Origin of the sequence: Kaistia soli DSM 19436, from assembly GCF_900129325.1 — a bacterium.
Taxonomy (GTDB): Bacteria; Pseudomonadota; Alphaproteobacteria; order Rhizobiales; family Kaistiaceae; genus Kaistia; species Kaistia soli.
Window position 1 is genome coordinate 1,057,416 of record NZ_FQUP01000001.1, and the last position, 21,066, is coordinate 1,078,481.

19 protein-coding genes are annotated in these 21,066 nt (G+C 64.3%); 9 read left to right on the plus strand and 10 right to left on the minus strand.

Annotated elements, in window-relative coordinates:
• Positions 1 to 2: 2 nt before the first annotated feature.
• Together BUB39_RS05160 and BUB39_RS05165 are read right to left on the minus strand one after the other, a co-directional pair.
• Positions 3 to 1,457 carry a pilus assembly protein gene (locus BUB39_RS05160; RefSeq protein ID WP_073051889.1) on the minus strand — a complete coding sequence of 485 codons (1,455 nt, stop codon included), beginning with the start codon at positions 1,455 to 1,457 and terminating at the stop codon, positions 3 to 5.
• 179 nt (positions 1,458 to 1,636) lie between these two features.
• Positions 1,637 to 3,613, minus strand: a complete 1,977-nt coding sequence (locus BUB39_RS05165; RefSeq protein WP_073052788.1) for an acetoacetate--CoA ligase — start codon at positions 3,611 to 3,613, stop codon at positions 1,637 to 1,639.
• Between the two features lie 175 nt (positions 3,614 to 3,788).
• Between BUB39_RS05165 and BUB39_RS05170 the strand changes: the two genes are divergently transcribed.
• From BUB39_RS05170 to BUB39_RS05190, 5 genes are all read left to right on the plus strand, one after another.
• Complete coding sequence (locus BUB39_RS05170) at positions 3,789 to 5,552, plus strand: AsmA family protein (protein ID WP_073051890.1); 1,764 nt, start codon at positions 3,789 to 3,791, stop codon at positions 5,550 to 5,552.
• 108 nt (positions 5,553 to 5,660) lie between these two features.
• On the plus strand, positions 5,661 to 6,329 hold the full coding sequence (locus tag BUB39_RS05175; RefSeq protein ID WP_073051891.1) for an EF-hand domain-containing protein: 669 nt from the start codon (positions 5,661 to 5,663) through the stop codon (positions 6,327 to 6,329).
• A gap of 207 nt (positions 6,330 to 6,536) precedes the next feature.
• Positions 6,537 to 7,115, plus strand: coding sequence for an RNA polymerase sigma factor (locus BUB39_RS05180; RefSeq protein ID WP_210187029.1), 579 nt, complete (start codon positions 6,537 to 6,539; stop codon positions 7,113 to 7,115).
• Positions 7,112 to 7,519, plus strand: coding sequence for a hypothetical protein (locus BUB39_RS05185; protein WP_073051892.1), 408 nt, complete (start codon positions 7,112 to 7,114; stop codon positions 7,517 to 7,519). Before BUB39_RS05180 ends, BUB39_RS05185 begins: the two co-directional genes overlap by 4 nt.
• Positions 7,516 to 8,022 (plus strand): periplasmic heavy metal sensor, encoded by a 507-nt coding sequence (locus tag BUB39_RS05190; protein WP_073051893.1) that lies wholly within the window; start codon positions 7,516 to 7,518, stop codon positions 8,020 to 8,022. Before BUB39_RS05185 ends, BUB39_RS05190 begins: the two co-directional genes overlap by 4 nt.
• Here BUB39_RS05190 and BUB39_RS05195 read toward each other — a convergent pair whose 3' ends face one another.
• The 6 genes from BUB39_RS05195 to BUB39_RS05220 form a co-directional block, all read right to left on the minus strand.
• The gene (locus tag BUB39_RS05195; RefSeq protein WP_073051894.1) at positions 8,023 to 9,390 is read right to left on the minus strand and encodes an MATE family efflux transporter; all 1,368 of its coding nucleotides are present in this window, start codon (positions 9,388 to 9,390) and stop codon (positions 8,023 to 8,025) included.
• A gap of 15 nt (positions 9,391 to 9,405) precedes the next feature.
• Positions 9,406 to 10,038 (minus strand): DUF2239 family protein, encoded by a 633-nt coding sequence (locus tag BUB39_RS05200; RefSeq protein WP_084526897.1) that lies wholly within the window; start codon positions 10,036 to 10,038, stop codon positions 9,406 to 9,408.
• 80 nt (positions 10,039 to 10,118) lie between these two features.
• Positions 10,119 to 10,937: an ABC transporter permease gene (locus BUB39_RS05205; RefSeq protein WP_073051895.1), complete on the minus strand. Its 819-nt coding sequence runs from the start codon at positions 10,935 to 10,937 to the stop codon at positions 10,119 to 10,121.
• Entirely contained in the window at positions 10,934 to 11,851 is a 918-nt protein-coding gene (locus BUB39_RS05210; RefSeq protein ID WP_244540153.1) for an ABC transporter permease, read from the minus strand. Before BUB39_RS05210 ends, BUB39_RS05205 begins: the two co-directional genes overlap by 4 nt.
• 73 nt (positions 11,852 to 11,924) lie before the next feature.
• Positions 11,925 to 13,076 (minus strand): ABC transporter ATP-binding protein, encoded by a 1,152-nt coding sequence (locus tag BUB39_RS05215; protein WP_073051896.1) that lies wholly within the window; start codon positions 13,074 to 13,076, stop codon positions 11,925 to 11,927.
• A 127-nt stretch (positions 13,077 to 13,203) separates the two neighbouring features.
• Positions 13,204 to 14,295, minus strand: coding sequence for a polyamine ABC transporter substrate-binding protein (locus BUB39_RS05220; RefSeq protein ID WP_425292888.1), 1,092 nt, complete (start codon positions 14,293 to 14,295; stop codon positions 13,204 to 13,206).
• 199 nt (positions 14,296 to 14,494) lie between these two features.
• On the opposite strand from BUB39_RS05220, the gene BUB39_RS05225 reads away from it, so the two are divergent.
• The 4 genes from BUB39_RS05225 to BUB39_RS05240 all read left to right on the plus strand — a co-directional run bounded on the left by BUB39_RS05225 (position 14,495) and on the right by BUB39_RS05240 (position 19,164).
• The gene (locus BUB39_RS05225; RefSeq protein WP_073052792.1) at positions 14,495 to 15,895 is read left to right on the plus strand and encodes a glutamine synthetase family protein; all 1,401 of its coding nucleotides are present in this window, start codon (positions 14,495 to 14,497) and stop codon (positions 15,893 to 15,895) included.
• 97 nt (positions 15,896 to 15,992) lie between these two features.
• Entirely contained in the window at positions 15,993 to 17,420 is a 1,428-nt protein-coding gene (locus BUB39_RS05230) for an aspartate aminotransferase family protein (RefSeq protein ID WP_175561738.1), read from the plus strand.
• On the plus strand, positions 17,417 to 17,890 hold the full coding sequence (locus BUB39_RS05235; RefSeq protein WP_073051898.1) for a GNAT family N-acetyltransferase: 474 nt from the start codon (positions 17,417 to 17,419) through the stop codon (positions 17,888 to 17,890). The genes BUB39_RS05230 and BUB39_RS05235 overlap by 4 nt, the downstream gene beginning before the upstream one ends.
• Positions 17,887 to 19,164, plus strand: coding sequence for an NAD(P)/FAD-dependent oxidoreductase (locus BUB39_RS05240; protein WP_073051899.1), 1,278 nt, complete (start codon positions 17,887 to 17,889; stop codon positions 19,162 to 19,164). Before BUB39_RS05235 ends, BUB39_RS05240 begins: the two co-directional genes overlap by 4 nt.
• A gap of 9 nt (positions 19,165 to 19,173) precedes the next feature.
• Here the strand turns inward: BUB39_RS05240 and BUB39_RS05245 are convergent, their stop codons facing one another.
• Positions 19,174 to 20,553 carry an FAD-containing oxidoreductase gene (locus BUB39_RS05245; RefSeq protein ID WP_073051900.1) on the minus strand — a complete coding sequence of 460 codons (1,380 nt, stop codon included), beginning with the start codon at positions 20,551 to 20,553 and terminating at the stop codon, positions 19,174 to 19,176.
• The gene (locus tag BUB39_RS05250; protein ID WP_073051901.1) at positions 20,550 to 21,014 is read right to left on the minus strand and encodes a DUF4126 domain-containing protein; all 465 of its coding nucleotides are present in this window, start codon (positions 21,012 to 21,014) and stop codon (positions 20,550 to 20,552) included. Before BUB39_RS05250 ends, BUB39_RS05245 begins: the two co-directional genes overlap by 4 nt.
• Positions 21,015 to 21,066 lie beyond the last annotated feature (52 nt).

Genomic DNA, 21,066 nt, shown 5'->3' on the forward strand with positions numbered 1-21,066 from the left:
CCTCAGCGCGTCAGGCGCAGATTGTTCATGTCCTCGGCGATCGTCGCAAAAGCGGCGAGCAGTGCGGTCGAGTCGGCTGCGTCGAAATAATTGTCGGCGCTGGTAGCGCAGGCTTTCAGCATAGCCTTGGCATCCGTCGCGCCGTTGACCGTGTTCGGCAGATCATAGGAAACCGTGTAGACCTCGATGTTCTTGGCCTTGATGTTGGCGCAGAGTTCCGCCGTGTAGGTATTCCCCTGCGTCGAATTGGGAGAGCCGTCGGCGTTCGTTGACGCAACGTGCTTTCCGGTCGAATCCACCTTTGCCGTGTTCAGCCCGTCTGTCATCAGGACCACAGCCTTGGTCGGATTGAGGTTACGGCCAGTCGTATCATAAGCAGCCGCGTCGGTGATCGGCGTCGCCGCGGAGATGACGTTGAAGCCCCAAGCCAAGCCGGCCGGCATGAAGGTCTGGTCGATGTTTGTAGTGGTCATGGCGTCGATCGCAGCATTAACCGTCGAAACAGTGCTGGTCAGCGGTGTGAACTGCGTAGGGCAACGTTTATCGTCGCCACTGTTCTTGCTGAAGAGGAAACCCGGGTAGACGCGGGCGGCGTTGTCGTCCTTGACGTTGTCGGGATATTTGGGTGAGCCGACGCAGCCATTCCAGACATAGGTTGTCGGCGAGGGGCAGCTGGTCGTTGGCGGATCAAGCGGCACGGTCTTGCAATTCGTATTGGTCGTTGTCGAACATGTCGCCGTATACGGCACGCCGTCCTTGTATTTTGTGCATGAATACTTCGTCGTCGTGCTATCGCAAACTTGCTTGGTGGTTGTGGTCGTGCAGGCTCCGGCTGGCTTTACATAATCGTCCGCGACGCTTACCCATGGTTGCTTCCGATTGGAGAGGCCAACATTGACATTGGCGCCATAGGGCACAACAGCGATCTTCACGTCTGCCTTCGGATCGGCAGTCACCTTCGTGACAAGGTTCTTTGCCGCGGTCTTTAAGGCGATGATGTTCGAGCCGCTCATCGAATCCGTCGTATCCAGCACCAGCGCGACCTCCAGCTTATTAACGCTGCGGATCGCTTCGCTGAGCACCGAGACCGGCATGGTCTCGAAGCCGATCAGCTTGGTCAGCGTCGTCGGGACGGTGGCCGATGCCGTGGCTGTGATCTTGCCATTGTCCTGCGTCAAGCTGTCGAGCTTCCAGGAGTCGATCGTGCCATTCTCCTTGAGCTGCGCGTCGACCCATGCGGTCACCATCGTCTTGGCGGCGGCGTCGGTCATCGTCGGCTTGGAGCCGACCGCCAGCACGGCGGCATCGAGGACATCGGCCAGCCGGGCATGCGCCATGGTGGTCCGGCCATAGTCGATCGCAACGCCCGTCGCGCCCAGGATGGGGATGGCCGCGAGACCAAAGATCACCGCGACATTGCCGCGCCGGTCGCGGCGGAAAAGATCAAGAACGGACATCACGCAGCCCCGATGGCACCTTGTCATGGCGCCATAAGCGTCCGGGCTGCGTAAACGAGACCTTAACGAGACGGCTACAGTTTAAAACGGAATTAACGCGTGCTTGTCGCGATCGTAGCCGTGCTGCGATGCCGATTCACGCTTCGTCAACCACGATGGATTCCGGGCCGATTGCCGCTTCAGATGGCCAGTTGCGGCAGATCGCGGTAGAGCGCCAGCGCCTCGGGATTGGCGAGTGCTTCCTGGTTCTTGACCGGGCGGCCATGCACGACCTCGCGCACCGCGAGTTCGACGATCTTGCCGGACTTCGTGCGCGGGATATCGGCAACCGCGACGATGCGCGCCGGCACGTGCCGCGGCGTGCATCCCGTGCGGATGCGCAGGCGGATGGTCTTCTCAAGCGCCTCGTCGAGTTGAATGCCCGGCCGCAGGCGCACGAAGAGCACGACGCGGACATCGTCGTCCCAGTCCTGTCCGATGGCGAGCGCCTCCAGAACCTCCGGGATCTGCTCGACCTGGTTGTAGATCTCGGCCGTGCCGATGCGCACACCGCCCGGATTGAGCGTCGCATCCGAGCGGCCGTGGATGATCAGTCCGCCATGTCGGGTCCATTCGGCGAAATCGCCGTGGCACCAGACATTGTCGAAACGCTCGAAATACGCCGCGTGATAGCGCGCGCCGTCGGGATCATTCCAGAAACCGACAGGCATCGAGGGAAACGGCTTCAGGCAGACCAGCTCGCCCTTGCCGCTGTCCAAATGCTGGCCGTCCTCGCTCCAGACATCCATGGCAAGGCCGAGGCCGGGTCCCTGAATCTCGCCCTTCCAGACGGGCTTGTCGGGAATGCCGAGCACGAAGCAGGAAACGATGTCCGTGCCGCCCGAGATCGAGGCGAGGTGCACGTCGTGCTTGATACCGTCATAGACGAACGAAAAGCTCTCGGGCGAGAGCGGCGAGCCGGTCGAGGTGATGACCCGCAGCGCGGACAGATCATGCGTCTCGATCGGCTTCAATCCAGCCTTGTGAACGCTGTCGATGAACTTCGCCGACGTGCCGAACATCGCCATGCCCTCGGCGCTGGCATAGTCGAAGAGGATATTGCCATCCGGATGGAAGGGCGAGCCATCGTAAAGCAGCAGCGTCGCGCCCGTAGCGAGGCCGGAGGCGAGCCAATTCCACATCATCCAGCCGCAGGTGGTGAAGTAGAACAGCCGGTCGTCCGCGCCGATGCCGCAATGGAGGTGGATCTCCTTCAGATGCTGCAGCAGCGTGCCGCCGGCCCCATGCACGATGCATTTCGGGATACCGGTCGTGCCGGAGGAAAACATGATGTACAGCGGATGGTTGAAGGGCAGCGCCACCGTCTCGACAGGCCGCGGCGCGAACAGGGCGATGGCTGCCTCGAGCGTCGCCCCGTGCGGAAGCGTCGCCGCAGTCGCGTCGGCCGTGCCGATATAAGGGACGATGATCACCTGGCGAACGGTCGGCAATGCCGGCACGATCTCGGCCAGCTTCGGACCGATATCGATGACCTTGCCACCGTAGTAATAGCCGTCGCAGGCGATGAAGATCACCGGCTCGATCTGGCCGAAACGGTCGAGCACGCCGCGCGGACCGAAATCCGGCGAGCAGGAGGACCAGACGGCGCCGATCGCCGCTGCGGCGAGCATGCCGGCAATGGTTTCGGGCAGGTTGGGCATCATCGCGGCGATGCGATCGCCCGGCTGAACGCCCGCGGCGCGGAAGGCCTGTTCGAGGCGCGAGACGAGCGATGAAAGCGCGTCCCAGCTCATCCGACGCTTGACTCGGTCCTCCCCCCAGAAGACCAGGGCGTCGCTTTCGCCGCGGCGCTTCAGAAGATTCTCCGCGAAGTTCAGTGTCGCGTCTGGAAAGAACCGCGCCCCGGGCATCCGATCGCCATCGACGAGACGGCGCGCGCCCTTCTCGCCGACGACACCGCAGAAATCCCAGACGAGATCCCAAAAGGCAGCGCGATCCTCCACGGACCAACGATGCAGCGCGTCGTAGTCTGCGAGTTCGCGGCCAGCACGCACCGCAGCGGCGGCACGAAAGCGCGTCATGGGATGGCCGGCGATGCGTTCTTCAGACGGAACCCAGAGGGGACCCTCGTTGCCTTCCGCAGTGACCGCCGTCATCGGATTGCGCTTCTCCGTGCCACGAAACGGCCGGGCAACACCGACCTCGTCCCATGGATAGCGGTGACGCCGGACCGAGTCACGCGGAAAGCTTGGGCCGTGATCGCCACAAAATGCCTTGCGGCGCGGCCGAATTGTGCCTATCCGAAAGGCACTTCGCAGCGGCGCTTGGAACATGGGACGCGCAACCGCCATTCTCGTCAAACGCGTCGCCCCGATCGCAGCCCTGCTCGTCATGCTCGGGCTGGCTTTTGTCCTGTTCGCGCCCAAATTGGTGTCGATCGAGGTCGTTCGCCGTTCGATGTCGCGCGAGATCGCGGGCTGGAGCGGTCGCTCCATGACCTTCGATGGCACGCCCAAAGTCGCCTTCACCCCCTATCTCACCGTCACTTTCCCCAAGGTTCACATCGGCTCAGCCCGCGATGACACGACCCTGGTCGAGATGGACCAGTTGCGGGCGCAGGTGCCGATCCTGCCGTTGATCTTCCGCGGCCGCATCGAGCCTTCATCCTTCTCGTTCCTGCGACCCCGCTTTCGCATCGCCGTCGATGCCGCGGGCGTTCCGAACTGGGACCTGCCGAGTGGCCTCGATGCCACTGCGCCGCTTCGTCAGCTCATCGTCACGGATGGCAGCATCGATTACGCGGATGGCGCCGGCCGCGCGGAAAGAATCGATAAAATCGACGCGGTTCTCGATCTTCCCGATCCGCGGAGTCTCGCCAGCGTCCAGGGCCGGGCGAATTGGCGGGGCAAGAATGTCAATTTCTATGCCTCGCTCAACTCGATCCGAGCTGTATTCGACGGCGAGGCCGCTAATGTGCGGCTGGCGCTGGAATCCGATCTGCTGCGCGCTTCGTTCGATGGCTCGCTTCGCCGTCTCGACGGCCTCGCCGCCAATGGCCAGATCTCCGTTTCGACCTCATCGCTCACCGGCCTCGCCGAGCTTTTCGCGATCCCTACGGGGAGACTGCCGCGGTTTGGCGCCGCTTCGATCACGTCGACGGTCGATTTCGTCCGCGGCACCCTGACGCTCGGCGATGCGGCGCTGACGATCGACGGGAATCAGGGTGTCGGTGCCCTGTCGCTGGCGCTTGCCGCCGCGCGGCCTTCGATCCAGGCGACGCTCGCCTTCGATCTCCTCGACATCACCAGCTATGTCGGCGCAGCGCGCGCCATTCTTGCAGCCTCGCGCATCGCACCGGATGCGCCGCTCGGATGGCCGAGACTCGACAACTTCAACGCAGATCTGCGCCTCTCCGCCGATCAGCTCCGTGTTGGCAGCGAAACAGCCGGGCGGGTCGCCGCCTCACTGGCGGTTCGCGACGGCCGGCTCGATGTCGCCATCGGTGATCTTCAGCTCTATGGCGGGCGCCTGACGGCCAGCCTCTCCGCGGAGACGCTGGATCCGGCGCCCTCGGCCAGCCTGCAGGCCAAGATCGACCAACTGCCGCTCAAGACGGCGCTTTCCGACCTTGTCGGCATCGATGCGATCGGCGGCACAGCAGGCGGCACGCTCAGTCTGCAGGGGCGCGGTGCCAGCTGGAATGAGTTGGTCGCCTCGCTGACGGGACGCGGCAGCGTGCAGATCGCTGGTGGCACGATCAACGGCATCAGCCTTGATGTCCTTTCGGGCAGCACGGCGCCGCCCGCCAGCCTCGAGGGCCGGCTCTTCAATGGCACGACGCGCTTTTCGAGCGCCAAGGGCGATCTCTCGATCGCCGCGGGCGTCGTGTCGGCGCCGAACATCGCCGTCACCGGCACCGACTATCGCGTCGACATGGCAGCTGAGGCCCAGATCGGCACTCCGGCCATCAGCGCCCATGGCGAAGCGACGATCGGCGGTCAGCGTGCGCCAGCCCTTCGGCTGCCATTCAATGTCGGCGGGACCTGGCTGCATCCGGTCGTGACACCTGTTCTGACGCCGACGACAGCGCCTTAGGCGCCGCCCGAAAAAATTCTCACGACGTGCGTAGGGCACCCCCTCACCATTCGTGACGAGGGGGAAGGTCGCGTTGTAGGCGGCCTCGCCACCCAGGAGTTCCACCCCATGAAGACGATTTTCCTCGCCGCCGTGTTTGCCGCAGCGCCTATCCTCGCACTGCCTGCGATGGCCGCCAGCGACGCAGCGCCAGCCGCGACGACCACGCCGGCGCCGGCTCCAGCGGCGAGCCCGCGCGCGACGATGATGTTCTGGTTCCTCGATCGCAATAACGACGGTGTCATCGACGCGGCGGAGATCACCGCCTATCGCACCGCGCGCTTCAATGCGCTCGACACCAATGGCGACGGCAAGCTGACCAAGGCCGAAGCGATCGCCGGCCTCGAAGGGCCGCGCGGGCCGCACCATCCGGGCAAGGGCCATGGTGACAAGGGACCGAATGGCGATAAGGGAGCGCGCGCCGACAAGGGCCCGGATGGCGACAACGCACGTAAGGCGCGCTTTGCCGAGCGGCAGGAGAAGCGGCAGGAGCGCATGCTGGAGCGCATGGGCTTCACGGGCGACGTGACCGAGATCACCCTCACAACCTTCCTCGCCCAGCCCATGCCGATGTTCACGCGCGCGGACACCGACAAGAACGGCAGCATCACCAAGGCCGAGTTCCTGGCCGCCGCCGGCAAGATGGGCCGCCACGGTCATGGCGACGCTCCGGCCCCGATGCCCGGCGACGCGCCCGCAGGTGCACCCGGCGACGAACCCGGCCCGGCCCCGAATTGATCGTCTGATACCGATCGCCGGCATCGAACAGCGAGACGGCGCGTTATGAACCGGGAGGCCGCCTTTCGTTGCGAGACGCGGCTTCCGCCCGCCATTCCCTCCGGCGGCGCCCTTCGAGGCGTCGCCGGCTTGGCGCAGCGGCAAACTGGACTAGCATGGGCGACCGTCCGCATCGACGGCGTGGAGCGAAGACCGAACTTGGGCAGCGTGTCCGACGCCGATGATGCCGACGCCGAGCTGACGCTGCGCCTGAAGGCGGGCGATGAGCGGGCGCTGCAAGCGCTCATGTTGCGCCATGGGGGTCGCCTTCGCCTGATCGCGCGGCGCATCCTCGCGCGTGCCGATGAGGCGGAGGACATCGTTCAGGACGTGTTTCTCGCCGTCTGGCGGCGGGCCGATCGGCTGGATACGGAACGGGGACCGATCGGCGCCTATCTGACGCGCGCGGTGGTGAACCGTTCGATCGACCGCGCGAGGCGCGCGCGCTTCCTGCAGTTCATCGGCCTCGATACCGCGCCAGAAGGCGTCGACGACATGCCGGGGCCGGAGGTGACCGCCTTGGCACGCTCGGAGGTCTCGGCCGTCATGAGGGATCTGCAGACCCTTCCGCCGCGGCAGCGGGCGGCTATTCTGCTCGCATCGAGCGATGAGCATTCGACGGTTGCCATCGCCGATTTGATGAATCTCTCCGTCGGGGCGACGGAACAGCTGCTGGTCAGGGCGAGGCGGACGCTTCGCCTGAGGGCCATGGCCCGGCAGAGCAATGAAAGGGCGGGCGAACCATGACGACAGACGGCGGCGGCCTGACGCGGCAGCAACTGGCTGACCTGCTCGACCGGCACGGTGCCCGGCCTGCATCCTGGCCGGCCGGAATGCGCGACGCCGCGGAACGGCTCATCGCCGCGGATCCTGCTGCCCGTGCGACGTTCGTGGCGGCAACTTCGGTCGACAGCGCCGTGCACGCGATGATGCAGGGCGAGGCAGCGCCGCCGGTTCGGCGGGTTCATGCCGCGTATGCCCAGCCGGTGCCGTCCTGGCGGCGGCTGGCTGGCTTCGGCATGGCCGCCCTCGCGGCGTCGCTTGCGATCGGCTTCGTGGTCGGCACGACCCTTCCGAGCACGGACGACGATGATGGCACCGACTACACCACCATCGCGGTCAACGATGTCGACCTTGGAGGCGTGCTGTGACCCTGACCGGCCGCACCGCCATAGCCGTGCTCGCGGCTCTTGTGATTTCGCTTGTCGTCAATTTTGGCCTTGCCGGCTTTCTCGTCGCCCGCAGCGTTCCGCAGCGCGACCCGCCAGCCCTGGCGGAAAGGCTGTCGGCGCTGGGGCCACGTGTCCTGCCGCCGGAACTGAGGACCCAGGCCGCGGCGGCGCTGAAGCCGGACACGCCGGCTTTGCGCGCCGCGTTCCGCGCTGTCCGCGACGCGCGACAGGCGGTTTTCGCAGCGATGCGCGCCGACCCCTATGATCGGAACGCGGTTGCTGCCGCGCTGGCGACGCTGCGCGACAGGCTGGATACAGTGAACGCCATCGGCCAGACGGCCATTCTCGACGTGCTGGATCAGGCGCCAGCCGACCTTCGTGCCGGGATCGGCGCCCAGGACCAGGGTCGCGGCCGCCATCGGCCGCCCGACCAGCGGAAGCCGGGTGGCGGTTCGCCCGGTGATCCGGCACCCGGCGGCTGATCAGATCAGCCGCTTGATCGGCTTCTTGCGCCAGACGAACCAGTAATAGGCCGACTGCATCAGCAGCATCGCCGTGAACGCCACGGGATAGGCGATCCAGACGCCGTCGATGCCCATCCGCTTGGACAGGATATAGGCGACCGGGACCTCGACACCGACAATGGCGAGGATCGAGATGGCCGTCGGTACCAGCACGGTGCCGCTCGCCCGCATCACGCCGGCCACAACGGCTGCCAGGCCGAAGACGATGTAGCTCCACAGCGTGATGTGCAGCAGCCGCTGCGCCAGTTCAACGACATCAGGATCGGTGATGAAGAAGCCGATGATGGTTCGCGAGAACAGATAGGCGAGCAGCACCAGCGTCCCGGAGATCACCAGCGTCATCGCGATGCCGGTACGGGTGATCTGGCCAAGGCGGTCGGCGCGGCCGGCACCGATCGCCTGTGCGCCGAAGATCGAGGCCGTGATGGCGATCGAGATCGCCGGGAACTGCACATAGCTCACCACCTGGTTGACGGTGCCATAGGCGGCCGTCGCATCCGAGCCGAACCCGTTCACCAGCGACAGCACCGCCACCTCGGCCAGCGAGACGAGAATAAGCTGGACGCCCGAGGGCAGTCCGATCCGCAGCACCGAGACGAGGATCGTCCGGTCGATCCAGAGCGCCCGGAAGAGCACCGCATCCGGCGCGAGCGGATGGCGCCGCCGCCGCATGAACCAGGCGAGCCAGATGAGCGCGATGATGAAGGACAGGATCGAGGCATAGGCGCCGCTTGCGATGCCGAGCGCCGGCAACCCAAGAGCACCCTTGATGAGCAGCGGCGTCACGATGAGGCCAACCAGCGTCGAGATCGCCAGCGCATAGAGTGGCGTCACTGTATCGCCGACGCCGCGCATCATGGCCGTGGACAGCAGGAACACGAAGAGGCCCGGCATCGCGATCAGCATGATGCGGGCGTAATGCGTCGAATCGGGCAGGATATCCGCCGGCGTGCCCACCAAGGCGAGCAGACGCTCGGTGGACGAACCGCCAAAAGCGGCGACAATCAGGCCGAACAGGATCGCCACAGCGAGCGTCGTTCCGGCGACGCGCTTCACCTCGTCGAACTTTTGTGCGCCGAAGGCCTGGCCGATAAGGACCGAAGCGCCGCTGCCGATGCCGATGATGAAGGAAATGAACAGGAACAGGATCGGGAAGAAGGCCGAGACCGCGGCGAGCGCCCTCACGCCAATCATCTGGCCGAGATAGACGTTATTGACCGTTCCCGACAGCGCCTGCAGCACGTTGGACAGCATCATCGGGATGAGAAAGACCAGGAATGTCCGCCAAAGCGGACCTTCAGGCAGAAGCGTGGGCTGTCTTGCCATGATTTCTTCCGCCCCTTAGATCGACGCGAAAGCCGGGATGGCCAAACGGCGGCTGTGGTCGCGGATATCCGCCGGCCAAGCCTCGGTCTCGGCATCGAACCGCGCCTGATCCCCAGCAAAAAGCGCGCGGGTCGCTTCCTCATAGCCGGGCCGGTCGCCAGCCATAGCCGTCATGAAGCGGTTTGCGGCCTCCCGTGCCACGCGTATCTTCGCCTCGCCATCGGTGTCGCGACGTGCCGCCTCGACAAGACGCCGCAGCGCCACCGAAGCGCCGCCCGGCTGTGCGTTTAGCCAGTCCCAGTGACGCGGCAGCAGCGTTATCTCGCGCGCAACAACGCCGAGCTTCGGTCGCCCTGGCCCGCGCGGAGTCGCCTCGGCCGGCGGAGCGGCGAGGCGCCGCCGAACGTCCTCGACCGAGCCGCGGAAATCCACCTCGATCGGCCGGCTGGTCTCGTTGTCGAAGATTGCAATGGTATCCGCCTCGCCACGATCGAGCACGGCCTTCGCCGCCACGACGACGTCTGCGAGCAGGCCGGAAGCGATGCGCTTCAATCCGCCGAATGCGGTGCAGTCGATGTTGGCATCCGGCCCGGTGGGGCTAAGTGAGGAAGCTGCAGGATCCGCAGAATTGCTGGGCTCAGATGTCATGGCCGTGTCCTATGGATGGAACTCACGGCTTTTTATCCGGGTTAAACGTCGCCGTCAATATTATCCGGATTAAAATAGTCTCAGCCCTGAAGCGCCAGCCGTTCCGCCTTCTGCCTCTCGACCTCGCGCCGCTTGGTAATGAGCGAAGCGACGATCACGCCAGTCGCTACCACCAGGATCAGGATGGTCGAGATCGCATTCACTTCGGGCGTGACGCCGAACTTCACCTGGCTGAAGATCTTCATCGGCAGGGTCGTTGCGCCGGGTCCGGTGGTGAAGCTGGCAATCACGAGGTCGTCCAGCGAGAGCGTGAAAGCGAGCATCCATCCGGCGACGACGCCCGGCATGATCAGCGGCAGCGTGATGACGAAGAATGTCTTTGTTGGCGTCGCGCCGAGATCGAGCGCCGCTTCCTCGAGGCTGCGATCGAAGGTCACCAGCCGCGACTGCACCACCACGGCGACGAAGCACATCGTCAGCGTCACATGAGCCAGGATGAGGGTCCAGAAGCCGCGGTCGAGATCGAGCGAGACGAAGAGCAGCAGCAGCGACAGGCCGGTGATCACGTCCGGCATCACGAGCGGCGCATAGATCATGCCGGAAAACACAGTACGCCCAAGGAAGCGGCCGAACCGGACCAGCGCAAGCGCACCGAGCGTCCCAAGCACGGTCGCAATCGTCGCCGAAAGGAAGGCGACCCGCAGCGTCACCCAGGCCGCATCCAGCATCGCCTTGTCGTTCAGCAGCGCGCCATACCAGCGGAACGAGAAGCCTGTCCAGACGGTGACCAGCTTGGATTCATTGAAGGAATAGACGACCAGCAGGAGGATCGGCAGATAGAGGAATGCAAAACCGAGCGCGACCGAAGTGGCGTTGAACCAGGTAAGCCCGCGTCTCATCGCGCTTTCTCCGCCTGCTTCTGCTGCTGATTCTGGAAGATCACGATCGGCACGACGAGGATCAGCAACAGGACCACGGCCACTGCGGAGGCGAGTGGCCAGTTCCGGTTGTTGAAGAATTCATACCAGAGCGTCTTGCCGATCATCAGAGTGCCTGAGCCGCCCAGAAGATCGGGGATCACGAACTCACCGGTGATCGGGATGAAGACGAGAAAGCAACCCGCGACGACGCCGGGCAGCGACAGCGGGAAGGTGATCTTCCAGAACGCTTTCATCGGCGGGCAGCCAAGATCCTCCGCCGCTTCCAGAAGCGTCTCATCCAGCTTCTCCAGCGTCGCGTAGAGCGGCAGGATCATGAAGGGCAGGTAGGAATAGACGATGCCGATATAGACGGCCCAATTGGTGGTGAGGATGCGCAGCGGCTGGTCGATCAGTCCGAAATGCATCAAGAGCTGATTGAGCAGTCCTTCGTCGGAGAGGATGCCCATCCACGCATAGACGCGGATCAGGAACGAGGTCCAGAACGGCAGGATCACCAGCATGACCAGCGTCGTCCGCCACTGGCGCGGCGCCCGGGCCATGCCATAGGCGATCGGATAGGCGACGAGGAGGATCAGGACGGTCGAACAGAGCGCGATCTGAACGCTCGAGACATAAGACAGCCAGTATTTCGAATCCGCGACCAACATCAGGTAGTTGGCCGCGGTGAACTGCTGAAGCTTGTCGAAAAGGCCCGCGAGGCCGTCGACCATTGTCAGAACAGGCTTGTAGGGCGGCATCGCCCGCGCCCGGGTCGAGAACGAGATCTTCAGGACATTGAAGAACGGGATCAGGAAGAAGATCAGCATCCAGGCCAGCGGGATCGCAATGACCAGCCAGCGTAGCCGGCTGCCCCTCGTATCCGCGGACGTCATGTTCGCCGCCATCTGATCCCCCGCCCGCTTTGTCGAAATCATGCGCCGGCCGACCCATCGGGCCGATCCGCCGCTACTTGGTCAGCACGATGCCGCCATCGACCGACCACGTCATCCAGACCTTGTCTTCCCAACTGATCGGCCGCTCGACGAGGCGCGTCGTGTTGGTGATCGTCGCCTTCATCGTGGCGCCGCTCGCCAGCCGCACGTGATAAATCGAGACATCACCGAGATAGCCGATATCCCAGACCTCACCGGGAACCGCATTGACGCTCGGGTCCGCCGGGGCATCGCGCGAAATGCGCACCTTTTCGGGCCTGATCGCGAACCAGGCCTGGTCGCCCGGCTTGGCGTCGACCTGCTGCCGCGTCTCGACAGTCGCGCCGGCGGCCACGCATTCGAGCCGGGCGCCGCCCGACGGCGACGCGGAGACGCGGCCTTCAAGAACATTGATCTCGCCGATGAAGTCGGCGACGTAGCGCGAATTCGGCTGTTCGTAGATTTCAGCCGGCGTCGCAACCTGAACGATCTTTCCGTGGTTCATGACAGCGATCCGGTCGGCGACGGTCATCGCCTCTTCCTGATCGTGCGTCACGATCAGGAATGTCATCCCGAGACGCTGCTGCAGATCGATCAGTTCAAACTGCGTTTCCTCGCGCAGCTTTTTGTCGAGCGCGCCGAGCGGTTCGTCGAGCAGCAGCACCTTCGGCTTCTTGGCGAGCGAGCGAGCCAGCGCCACGCGCTGACGCTGACCGCCTGACAACTGGTGCGGCTTGCGCTTGGCGAAGGTCTCGAGCTTGACGAGATGCAGCATCTCCTCGACGCGCTTCGCGATATCGGCCTTCGGCATCCCATCCTGCTTGAGGCCGAAAGCGATGTTGTCCCAGACCGTCATATGCGGGAACAGAGCATAGGACTGGAACATCATGTTGGTGGGCCGCTTATAGGGCGGAATGCCCGCAAGGTTCTGCCCGTCCAGTAGCACCTCGCCGCTGGTCGGCGCGTCGAAGCCGGCCAGCATGCGCATCAAGGTCGTCTTGCCGCAGCCGCTCGGCCCGAGGAGAGCAAAGAACTCGCGCTCGTAGATCTTGAGCGACAGATTATCCACCGCGGTGAAATCGCCGAAGGACCGCGTCACATTGCGGAACTCGATGAAGGCCTTGGCCGACGGGTCGTTCCAGGGAGCAAATGACCGCCGGATCGGCCCGATCGCCATGCCTGCCATTCCGCTGCCCCCTGCATCGCCCGTTCAATATGAAACGCTACGAAAAGCGCCTGTCACCTTCAAGGGTGCCAGGCGCCAAGATTTGACAAAGGCGGCCGTCTCTCTGGGACGCCGCCATTGCAGCCGACTACTTGCCAGCCAGGACTTGCTGCCAGAGTGCGGTCATCGCATCCTGGATTTCGTCACTGTTCGGCGTGGTCGTATAGAGATGTGCCATCGTATCCGCCGGCGGATAGATGGTCGGATCCTTCAGGATCGCCGGGTCGACATATTTCTGCGACTCGAGATTACCATTCGGATATTTGACGAAATTCGTCGCCTTGGCGATCACTTCGGGCGTCTGGATGTAGTTGATGAAGGCCAGCGCGGCCTCCGGATTGGGCGCATCCTTCGGGATGACCATCGAATCCATCCAGAGCAGCGCACCTTCCTTCGGGATCGAATAGACGATCTCGACACCAGACTTCGCGGTATCTCGGGCCTGCAGGATGTCGCCCGAGAATCCGAAGGCAACGCAGGCTTCGCCCGTCGCGAGCGGATTGATCAGCGATGAATCGAATTTCCGAACATAGGGCCGGATCTTCAGCAGGAGGTCCGCTGCCTTCTGCAGATCCTCCTTGTTCTTCGAATCCGGCGGCAGGCCGAGATAGTTGAGCGCGGCCGGCATGACGTCTTCCGGCGAGTTCAGCATGTAGATGCCGCAATCGGCAAACTTCGCTGCGACCTCCGGTTTGAAGATCATGTCCATGGAATTGACCGGCGCATCCGGCATGCGCGCATCGATCTTGGCCTTGTCGTAGCCGAGCCCGGTCGTTCCCCACATGTAGTTGACGGCATATTCGTTGCCGGGATCATAAGTCGCGAGGCGCTTGTAGATGTCCGGCCAAGCGTATTTGAGATTGGGAATCTTCGACTTGTCGAGTTTCTGGAACGCGCCGGCCTCGATCAGGACCTGCATGTTGCGGTCCGTCGGCACGACGACGTCGTAACCCGAGCGGCCGGTGAACATCTTGGCTTCCAGCGTCTCCATCGAATCATAGACGTCGTAGATCACCTTGATCCCGGTCGCCTTGGTGAAATCGGCAAGGATGGAATCGTCGATGTAATTCGACCAGTTGTAGACGTGAACTTCCTTGTCGGCAGCGGCCGCAGAAGCTACGCCGCCAGCAACAAACGCCGCCGCCAGCACCGCGCGCCCTGAGAACTTCTTCATCGACACTTCCCTCTATCTGGTGCGGGGCCTACGCCCCTGTACACCGTTTGTGCATGCCTATTTTCGCGACGTTATGAGGGTTTCCAGCCCAGCTCAACTCTCTTTTGAGGGAGCGGCACAACTCTCTCGTCGCAGGCATCGGAGTTGACTTCGGCCGGGCGGTCGCCACACTGAATGCCTTATGGCGCGACGCCCGGGGGATATCGTGACGAAAAGGAAGAGGCCCGCGAAAACGCGTGAAGACGCGAAACGCGGCGCCGCCTCGCTAGACGAGGCCCGCGACTGGCTAAAGGCCAGGGGGATCGAGGATATCGAATGCGTGGTGCCGGATCAGGCCGGAGTCGCCAGGGGCAAGATGATGCCCGTTTCGAAGTTCCTCGCCGGCCCGACCATGTCGATGCCCGGCTCCATACTCACCCAGACGATCACCGGCGATTACCCGCCCGACGACGAGGACTACATCAGCGACGCCGCCGACCAGGATATCCTGTTCGAGCCGGATTTTTCGACGCTCGCTGTCGTGCCCTGGGAAAGCGATCCGACGGCGCAGGTGATCCATGACGGCTATCATCGCGATGGCCGGCCAGTGGAAACCGCACCGCGCCAGGTGCTGCGGCGCATGGTCGATCTCTATCATCGCCAGGGCTGGAATCCGGTCGTCGCACCGGAGATCGAGTTCTATCTCGTCAAGCCGAACACCGATCCGGACTATCAGCTCGAGCCGCCGACCGGACGGTCCGGGCGGCCCGAGGCGGCGCGGCAATCCTATTCGATCGCCGCGATCAACGAGTTCGATGACCTCTTCGACGACATCTACGATTTCTCGGCCGCCCAGGGCCTGGAGATCGATACGCTGATCCATGAAGAAGGCGCCGCGCAGATGGAGATCAATCTCCTGCACGGCGATCCGCTGGCGCTGGCCGATCAGGTATTCCTGTTCAAGCGCACGCTGCGCGAGGCGGCGCTCAGGCACGACATGTATGCGACCTTCATGGCAAAGCCGATGTCGCGCGAGCCGGGCTCGGCCATGCATATCCACCAATCGGTCGTGGACCTGGAAACCGGACGCAACATCTTCTCCGACGAGGACGGCGACCCGACGTCGCAGTTCTTCGCCTTTATCGGCGGCTCGCAGAAATATCTGCCCGCGGTGATGTGCATGCTGGCGCCCTATGTGAACTCTTATCGGCGCCTCGTCCGCTCGTCGTCAGCCCCGGTGAACACGCAGTGGGGCTATGACAACCGGACCGTCGGGCTGCGCGTGCCGAACTCGACGCCGGCCGGACGGCGGCTCGAAAACCGCCTGCCCTCGTCGGATGCCAACCCATATCTCGCCATCGCGGCTTCGCTCGCCTGCGGCTATCTCGGTCTCGTCGAGGGGCTGAAGCCGGGCGAGCCGGTGTCGGGGTCCGCCAATTCCGACGAGATCGACCTGCCGCGTTCGATCCTCGAGGCGGTATCGCTGTTCGAGGAATGCGAGGAACTCGTCGAGATCTTCGGCAAGCGCTTCGTGTCGACCTATCGCGCGATCAAGCAGGCCGAATACGAGACTTTCATGCAGGTGATCAGCCCCTGGGAGCGGGAGTATCTGCTGCTGAATGTGTGAGTTCGCTTCGGCCCTTTCCCGTCCTGGCCGGGCTTGACCCGGCCATTGTGACACGTCGAGGTCGAAGAAAGACTGGCGCGCCGGATGAAGCCCGGCGATGACAGCGGATAGCGGATTTCCAGCAAGCGTGGCCTCTGAATTGACCAAGCTCTCCAACCTGACGGCCGACTATCGCGCCCGCGACGCGGCGCATCACATGCATCCGTTCTCAGACATGAAAGCGCTGAATGCCGAGGGCAGCCGCGTCATCGTGCGCGGCGAAGGCGCATGGATCTGGGATTCGGACGGCAACCGCATCCTCGACGGCATGGCCGGGCTGTGGTGCGTCAATATCGGCCATGGCCGCAAGGAGATCGCCGAGGCGATCCAGCGCCAGATGGCCGAGCTCTCCTACTACAACGCCTTCTTCAAGACGACGCATCCACCGGCGATCGCGCTGGCCGAGACCCTGGCGCGGTTGACGCCGCCGCAATTCAATCACGTCTTCTTCGTCAATTCGGGCTCGGAGGCGAACGACACGGTCATCCGCATGGTCCGCCACTATTGGGCGACGCGCGGCAAGCCGGAGAAGTCAGTCCTCATCGCCCGCCACAATGCCTATCATGGCTCCACCATGGGCGGCGGCAGCCTCGGCGGCATGAAGCCGATCCATGAGCAGGGCGGCCTGCCGATACCGGGCATTCACCATATCGCGCAGCCCTACTGGTTCGGCGAAGGCGGCGATACGACGCCGGAGGAATTCGGCATCATTGCCGCGCGGGCGCTGGAAACGGCGATCGAAGAGATCGGCGAGGACAAGATCGGCGCCTTCGTCGCCGAGCCGATCCAGGGGGCCGGCGGGGTGATCATCCCGCCCTCGACCTATTGGCCCGAGATCGCGCGCATCCTGAAGGACCGCGACATCCTGCTGGTCGCCGATGAGGTCATCACCGGGTTTGGCCGCACCGGCAACTGGTTCGGCTCCGAGACTTTCGGCATCGAGGCGGACCTGATGCCGATCGCCAAGGGACTTTCGTCCGGCTATCTGCCGATCGGCGGCGTCATGGTCTCCGACAAGGTCGCCGATGTGATCATCGGCGAGGGTGGCGATTTCAATCACGGCTTCACTTATTCCGCCCATCCACTCGCCGCGGCGGCGGCGCTCGAAAATCTCCGCATCATCGAGAACGAAAAGCTCGTCGAGCGCGTGCGGGACGATATCGGCCCTTATCTGCAGAAGAAGTGGCTGGCGCTGGGCGATCATCCGCTTGTCGGCGAGGCCCGGATGACCGGCCTCATGGGCGCTCTCGAACTGGTGCCGAACAAGCCGTCGCGGGCGCTTGCCTTCCCGGATACCGGCAAGGTCGGCACGATCGCGCGCGATTTCTCGTTCCGCAATGGCCTCGTGATGCGCGCCGTGCGCGATTCGCTCATCCTGTCGCCGCCGCTGACGCTCACACATGAAGAGGCCGATCACCTCATTGCCGTGGCGTCCAAGACCCTCGACGATACCCATGCCGAAGTGAAGCGGCTCGGTCTCGCATGACGACCACTGTCCGCATCGCGACGCCCGATGAGGTGCCGATCCTCAATGCCATCAGGACCAGCGTCCGCGAGAATCACATGACGCTGGAGCAGATGGCCGATTACGGCATCACGCCGGAGGTCATCGCCAACCTGCTGCGGACGACCGGTCGCGCCTTCATCGCCAATGTCGATGGCGTCGATGCCGGGATCTCGATCGCCGACAGCGCGGAAGGCAATATCTTCGCGATGTTCGTTCTGCCGGACTATGAGGGTCTCGGCCTTGGACGGCTGCTCCTCGCTCATGCGGAGGCGTTTCTCCACGCGACCGGCGTCGCTTCGGCCTGGCTGGAAGCCGGCGCCGGCCCCGGCATCCGCGCGCATGGCTTCTATGCCCATCTCGGCTGGCAGTCTGACGGGTTGATGCCGGACGGGCAGCTTCGCTTCGTCAAGTCGCGCGCAGCACTGACACAGATCGTCGCTGGCGGATGACGGCACCGCACACCCCGTCCTGGTATGCTGAGACGGCGGATCCGACTCTGGCCTTTCCGCCGCTCGATGGCGACCGCAAGGCGCATGTCGCCATCGTCGGGGGCGGCTATACGGGGCTCTCTGCCGCACTCCATCTCGCCGAGGCCGGGATCGAGACGGTGCTTATCGAGGCGAACCGCATCGGCTCCGGCGCCTCGGGCCGCAATGGCGGCCAGCTTCATACCGGCCAACGCCGCGATCAGGACTGGCTGGAGCGCCATCTCGGACGACCGGCGGCGCATGAACTCTTCAATCTCGCCGAAGAGGCGAAGGCGCTCGTTCATCACCTCATCGACAAGCATCGCATCGATGCCGAATGGCGGCCGGGGCTTGTCGAGGCGGTGCACAAGCGCCGTCTCGTGTCCGAAGAGCGCGACTATGTCGACAAGCTGAACGACGACTACGGCTATCCGCATGCGAAATGGATCGAGCCGGACCGCCTCGCGCCGATGATCGGCACCGACGCCTATTTCGGCGGCCGCTATGACAGCACCGCGGGCCATCTGCATCCGCTGAAATTCGCGCAAGGGCTGGCGCGCGCTGCCGTCGCGGCCGGCGCCAACCTGCATGAGGACACGCAGGCCATCCGTCTCGACGATGGAATGAAGCCACTGCTCGTGACGTCGCGCGGCTCTGTACGCGCCGACATCGTGGTCCTTGCCGGCAACGGACTGCTCGACGGCATCGACCAGGAAACCGAGACGCGGTCGATGCCGATCAAGAATTTCATCCTGACCACCGCGCCGATAGGCGCGGGCATGCCGGGCGGGCTTATTCCCGGCGGCGAAGCCGTCTCGGATTCGCGCTTCGTTGTCTATTACTGGCGGCCGACGATCGACGGCCGGATCCTGTTCGGCGGCGGCGAAACCTATTCACGACGCGACCCTGCCGACATTTTCGCCTTCGTGCGGCGTCATCTGCTGCGCATCTATCCGCAGCTCGGTGATGTCAGGATCGATCACGCCTGGGGCGGTACGCTCGCCGTAACGGTCAACCGCCTGCCGTTTCTGCGCCGGCTGAGGCCCGGCGTCTATACAGCATCCGGCTATTCAGGCCAGGGCGTTGCGCTTGCGCCCTATGGCGGCAAGATCATCGCCGACGCGATCCTTGGCAATCCGGGCCGGCTCGACAGTTTCGCCGCCCTGCCCTGCCCGCGCTTTCCAGGCGGCAAGCTGCTGCGCTGGCCGGCGCTCGTTGCCGGCATGAGCTGGTACGCGCTGCGCGACCGGATCTGAGGCGGGTGCCTATACCAGCGGCTTCAATTCCTGGACGACCGTCGGCAGCAGTTCAGAGACATTCGGGTGGATCGGGACAGACCTGGCCAGCACCGTATAGGGCGCCTTGGCATAGATCAGATCGAGGATGCCATGCACCACCTCGTCCCCGGTCACGCCCAGAATGGACGCGCCCAGGAACAGCTTGGTCTCGGCATCGACAAGGATCTTGATGAAGCCGGCGCTGACGCCCTTTTCAGTCGCGCGTGCGACGCGGCTCATCGGCCGCGTGCCGATCAGCGCCGGACGGCCGCTCTTGCGGACCGCCGCTTCGGTCATGCCGACACGGCCGAGCGGCGGATCGACATAAAGCGCATAGGCCTCGACCCGGTCTGAAACGCGCCGCGGATCATCGTCGAGCAGATTGGCGGCGATGATTTCAAAGTCGTTGTAGGACGTGTGGGTGAAAGCGCCGCGTCCGTTGCAATCGCCCATCGCCCAGATGCCGGGCACCGAGGTCTCAAGGGCATCGTCGACCTTGATGAAGCCCCGCGCGTCCATCTCGACCCCCGCCTTGTCGAGGCCGAGATCATCCGTGTTCGGGCGGCGGCCGACGGCCAGCAGGACATGCGAGGCTTTGAGCTCGCGATCGCCGGACGTGCAGTCGACGCCGACGATGATATCCGCGCCGTCGGGGCGCAGATGGATGCATTCGGCATCAAGCCGCATGCCGATCCCCTCGGCCTCGAGAATGTCCTTCACAGCAGCCGAGACATCCTCGTCCTCGCGGCCGATCAGGCGCGACCCCTTCTCGACAATCGTGACTTCGCTGCCGAAGCGGCGGAACATCTGGCCGAATTCAAGCCCGATATAGCTACCGCCAACGACGACCAGATGGCGCGGCAGCTCCTCCAGCTGGAGGATCGAAGTGTTGGTGAGGAAATCCACCGAATCGACGCCGGGCATGTCGGGCACCAGCGCACGACCGCCGGTGTTGATGAAGATGCGCTCAGCCTCGAGCAGTTCGTCGCCGACGCGCACCGTCCGCGCGCTCTCGAAACGGGCATGGCCCTCGATCAGCGTGCAATTGGCCATGCCGCCGATCCAGGCCGAAAGACTGGCCTGCGACTTTGCGACGACCGCATCCTTGCGTGCCATCACGGCCTTGAGATCGACGCGGATATCCCCGGTGACCGTGAAGCCGTAGTCGGCGCCGCGCCGCGCGGTGTGGATCGCCTCGGCGCTGGCGACCAGCGTCTTGGTGGGCGTGCAGCCGGTATTGACGCAGGTGCCGCCGATCAGCTTGCGCTCGATCAGCGCGACACTCATGCCGGCGGCCGACAGGCGCCCGGCCAGCGGGATGCCGGCCTGCCCCCCGCCGATGACGATGGCATCGAAACGCCGGGTCATGCGACCGCGGAGACGATCAGGAAGGCCGCGACGATCGCCACCGCATCCTCGATCAGCGCGGCGGGCAGGTCCTTGCCGAAGGCGCGCGCAAGGCGCCCCCGGACATCCGCCCCGCCGAGCGTGCCGATCACCGCGCCGATCGCGCCAGCGATGAGCCCGCCCACAAGCATGCCACCTGCCGTCCCGATCACAGCGCCGCAGAATGCGCCACTCACGATCCGCGCGCCGAACTGCATCGGCACCTTACGGCTCGGCGTCGATGGCAACTGGTCGGTCACGAGCTCGACGAGCGCCAGCAGCGTGAACACGAGCACGGCGATCCAGTGCCCCATGAATGCGGCCCACGACCCCGACACCGCGATCCAGCCGAGATAGGCACCCCAACTCACAGCGGCGGGCGCCGTCATCGCGCGCAGCCCAGCGACCACACCTATCAGCAATGCAAGCAGGTAAACCGACATGGAAGCGCCCCCGTCTTCTCGTTGCGGTAAAGCGAGTGTCCTTCAGACGCGC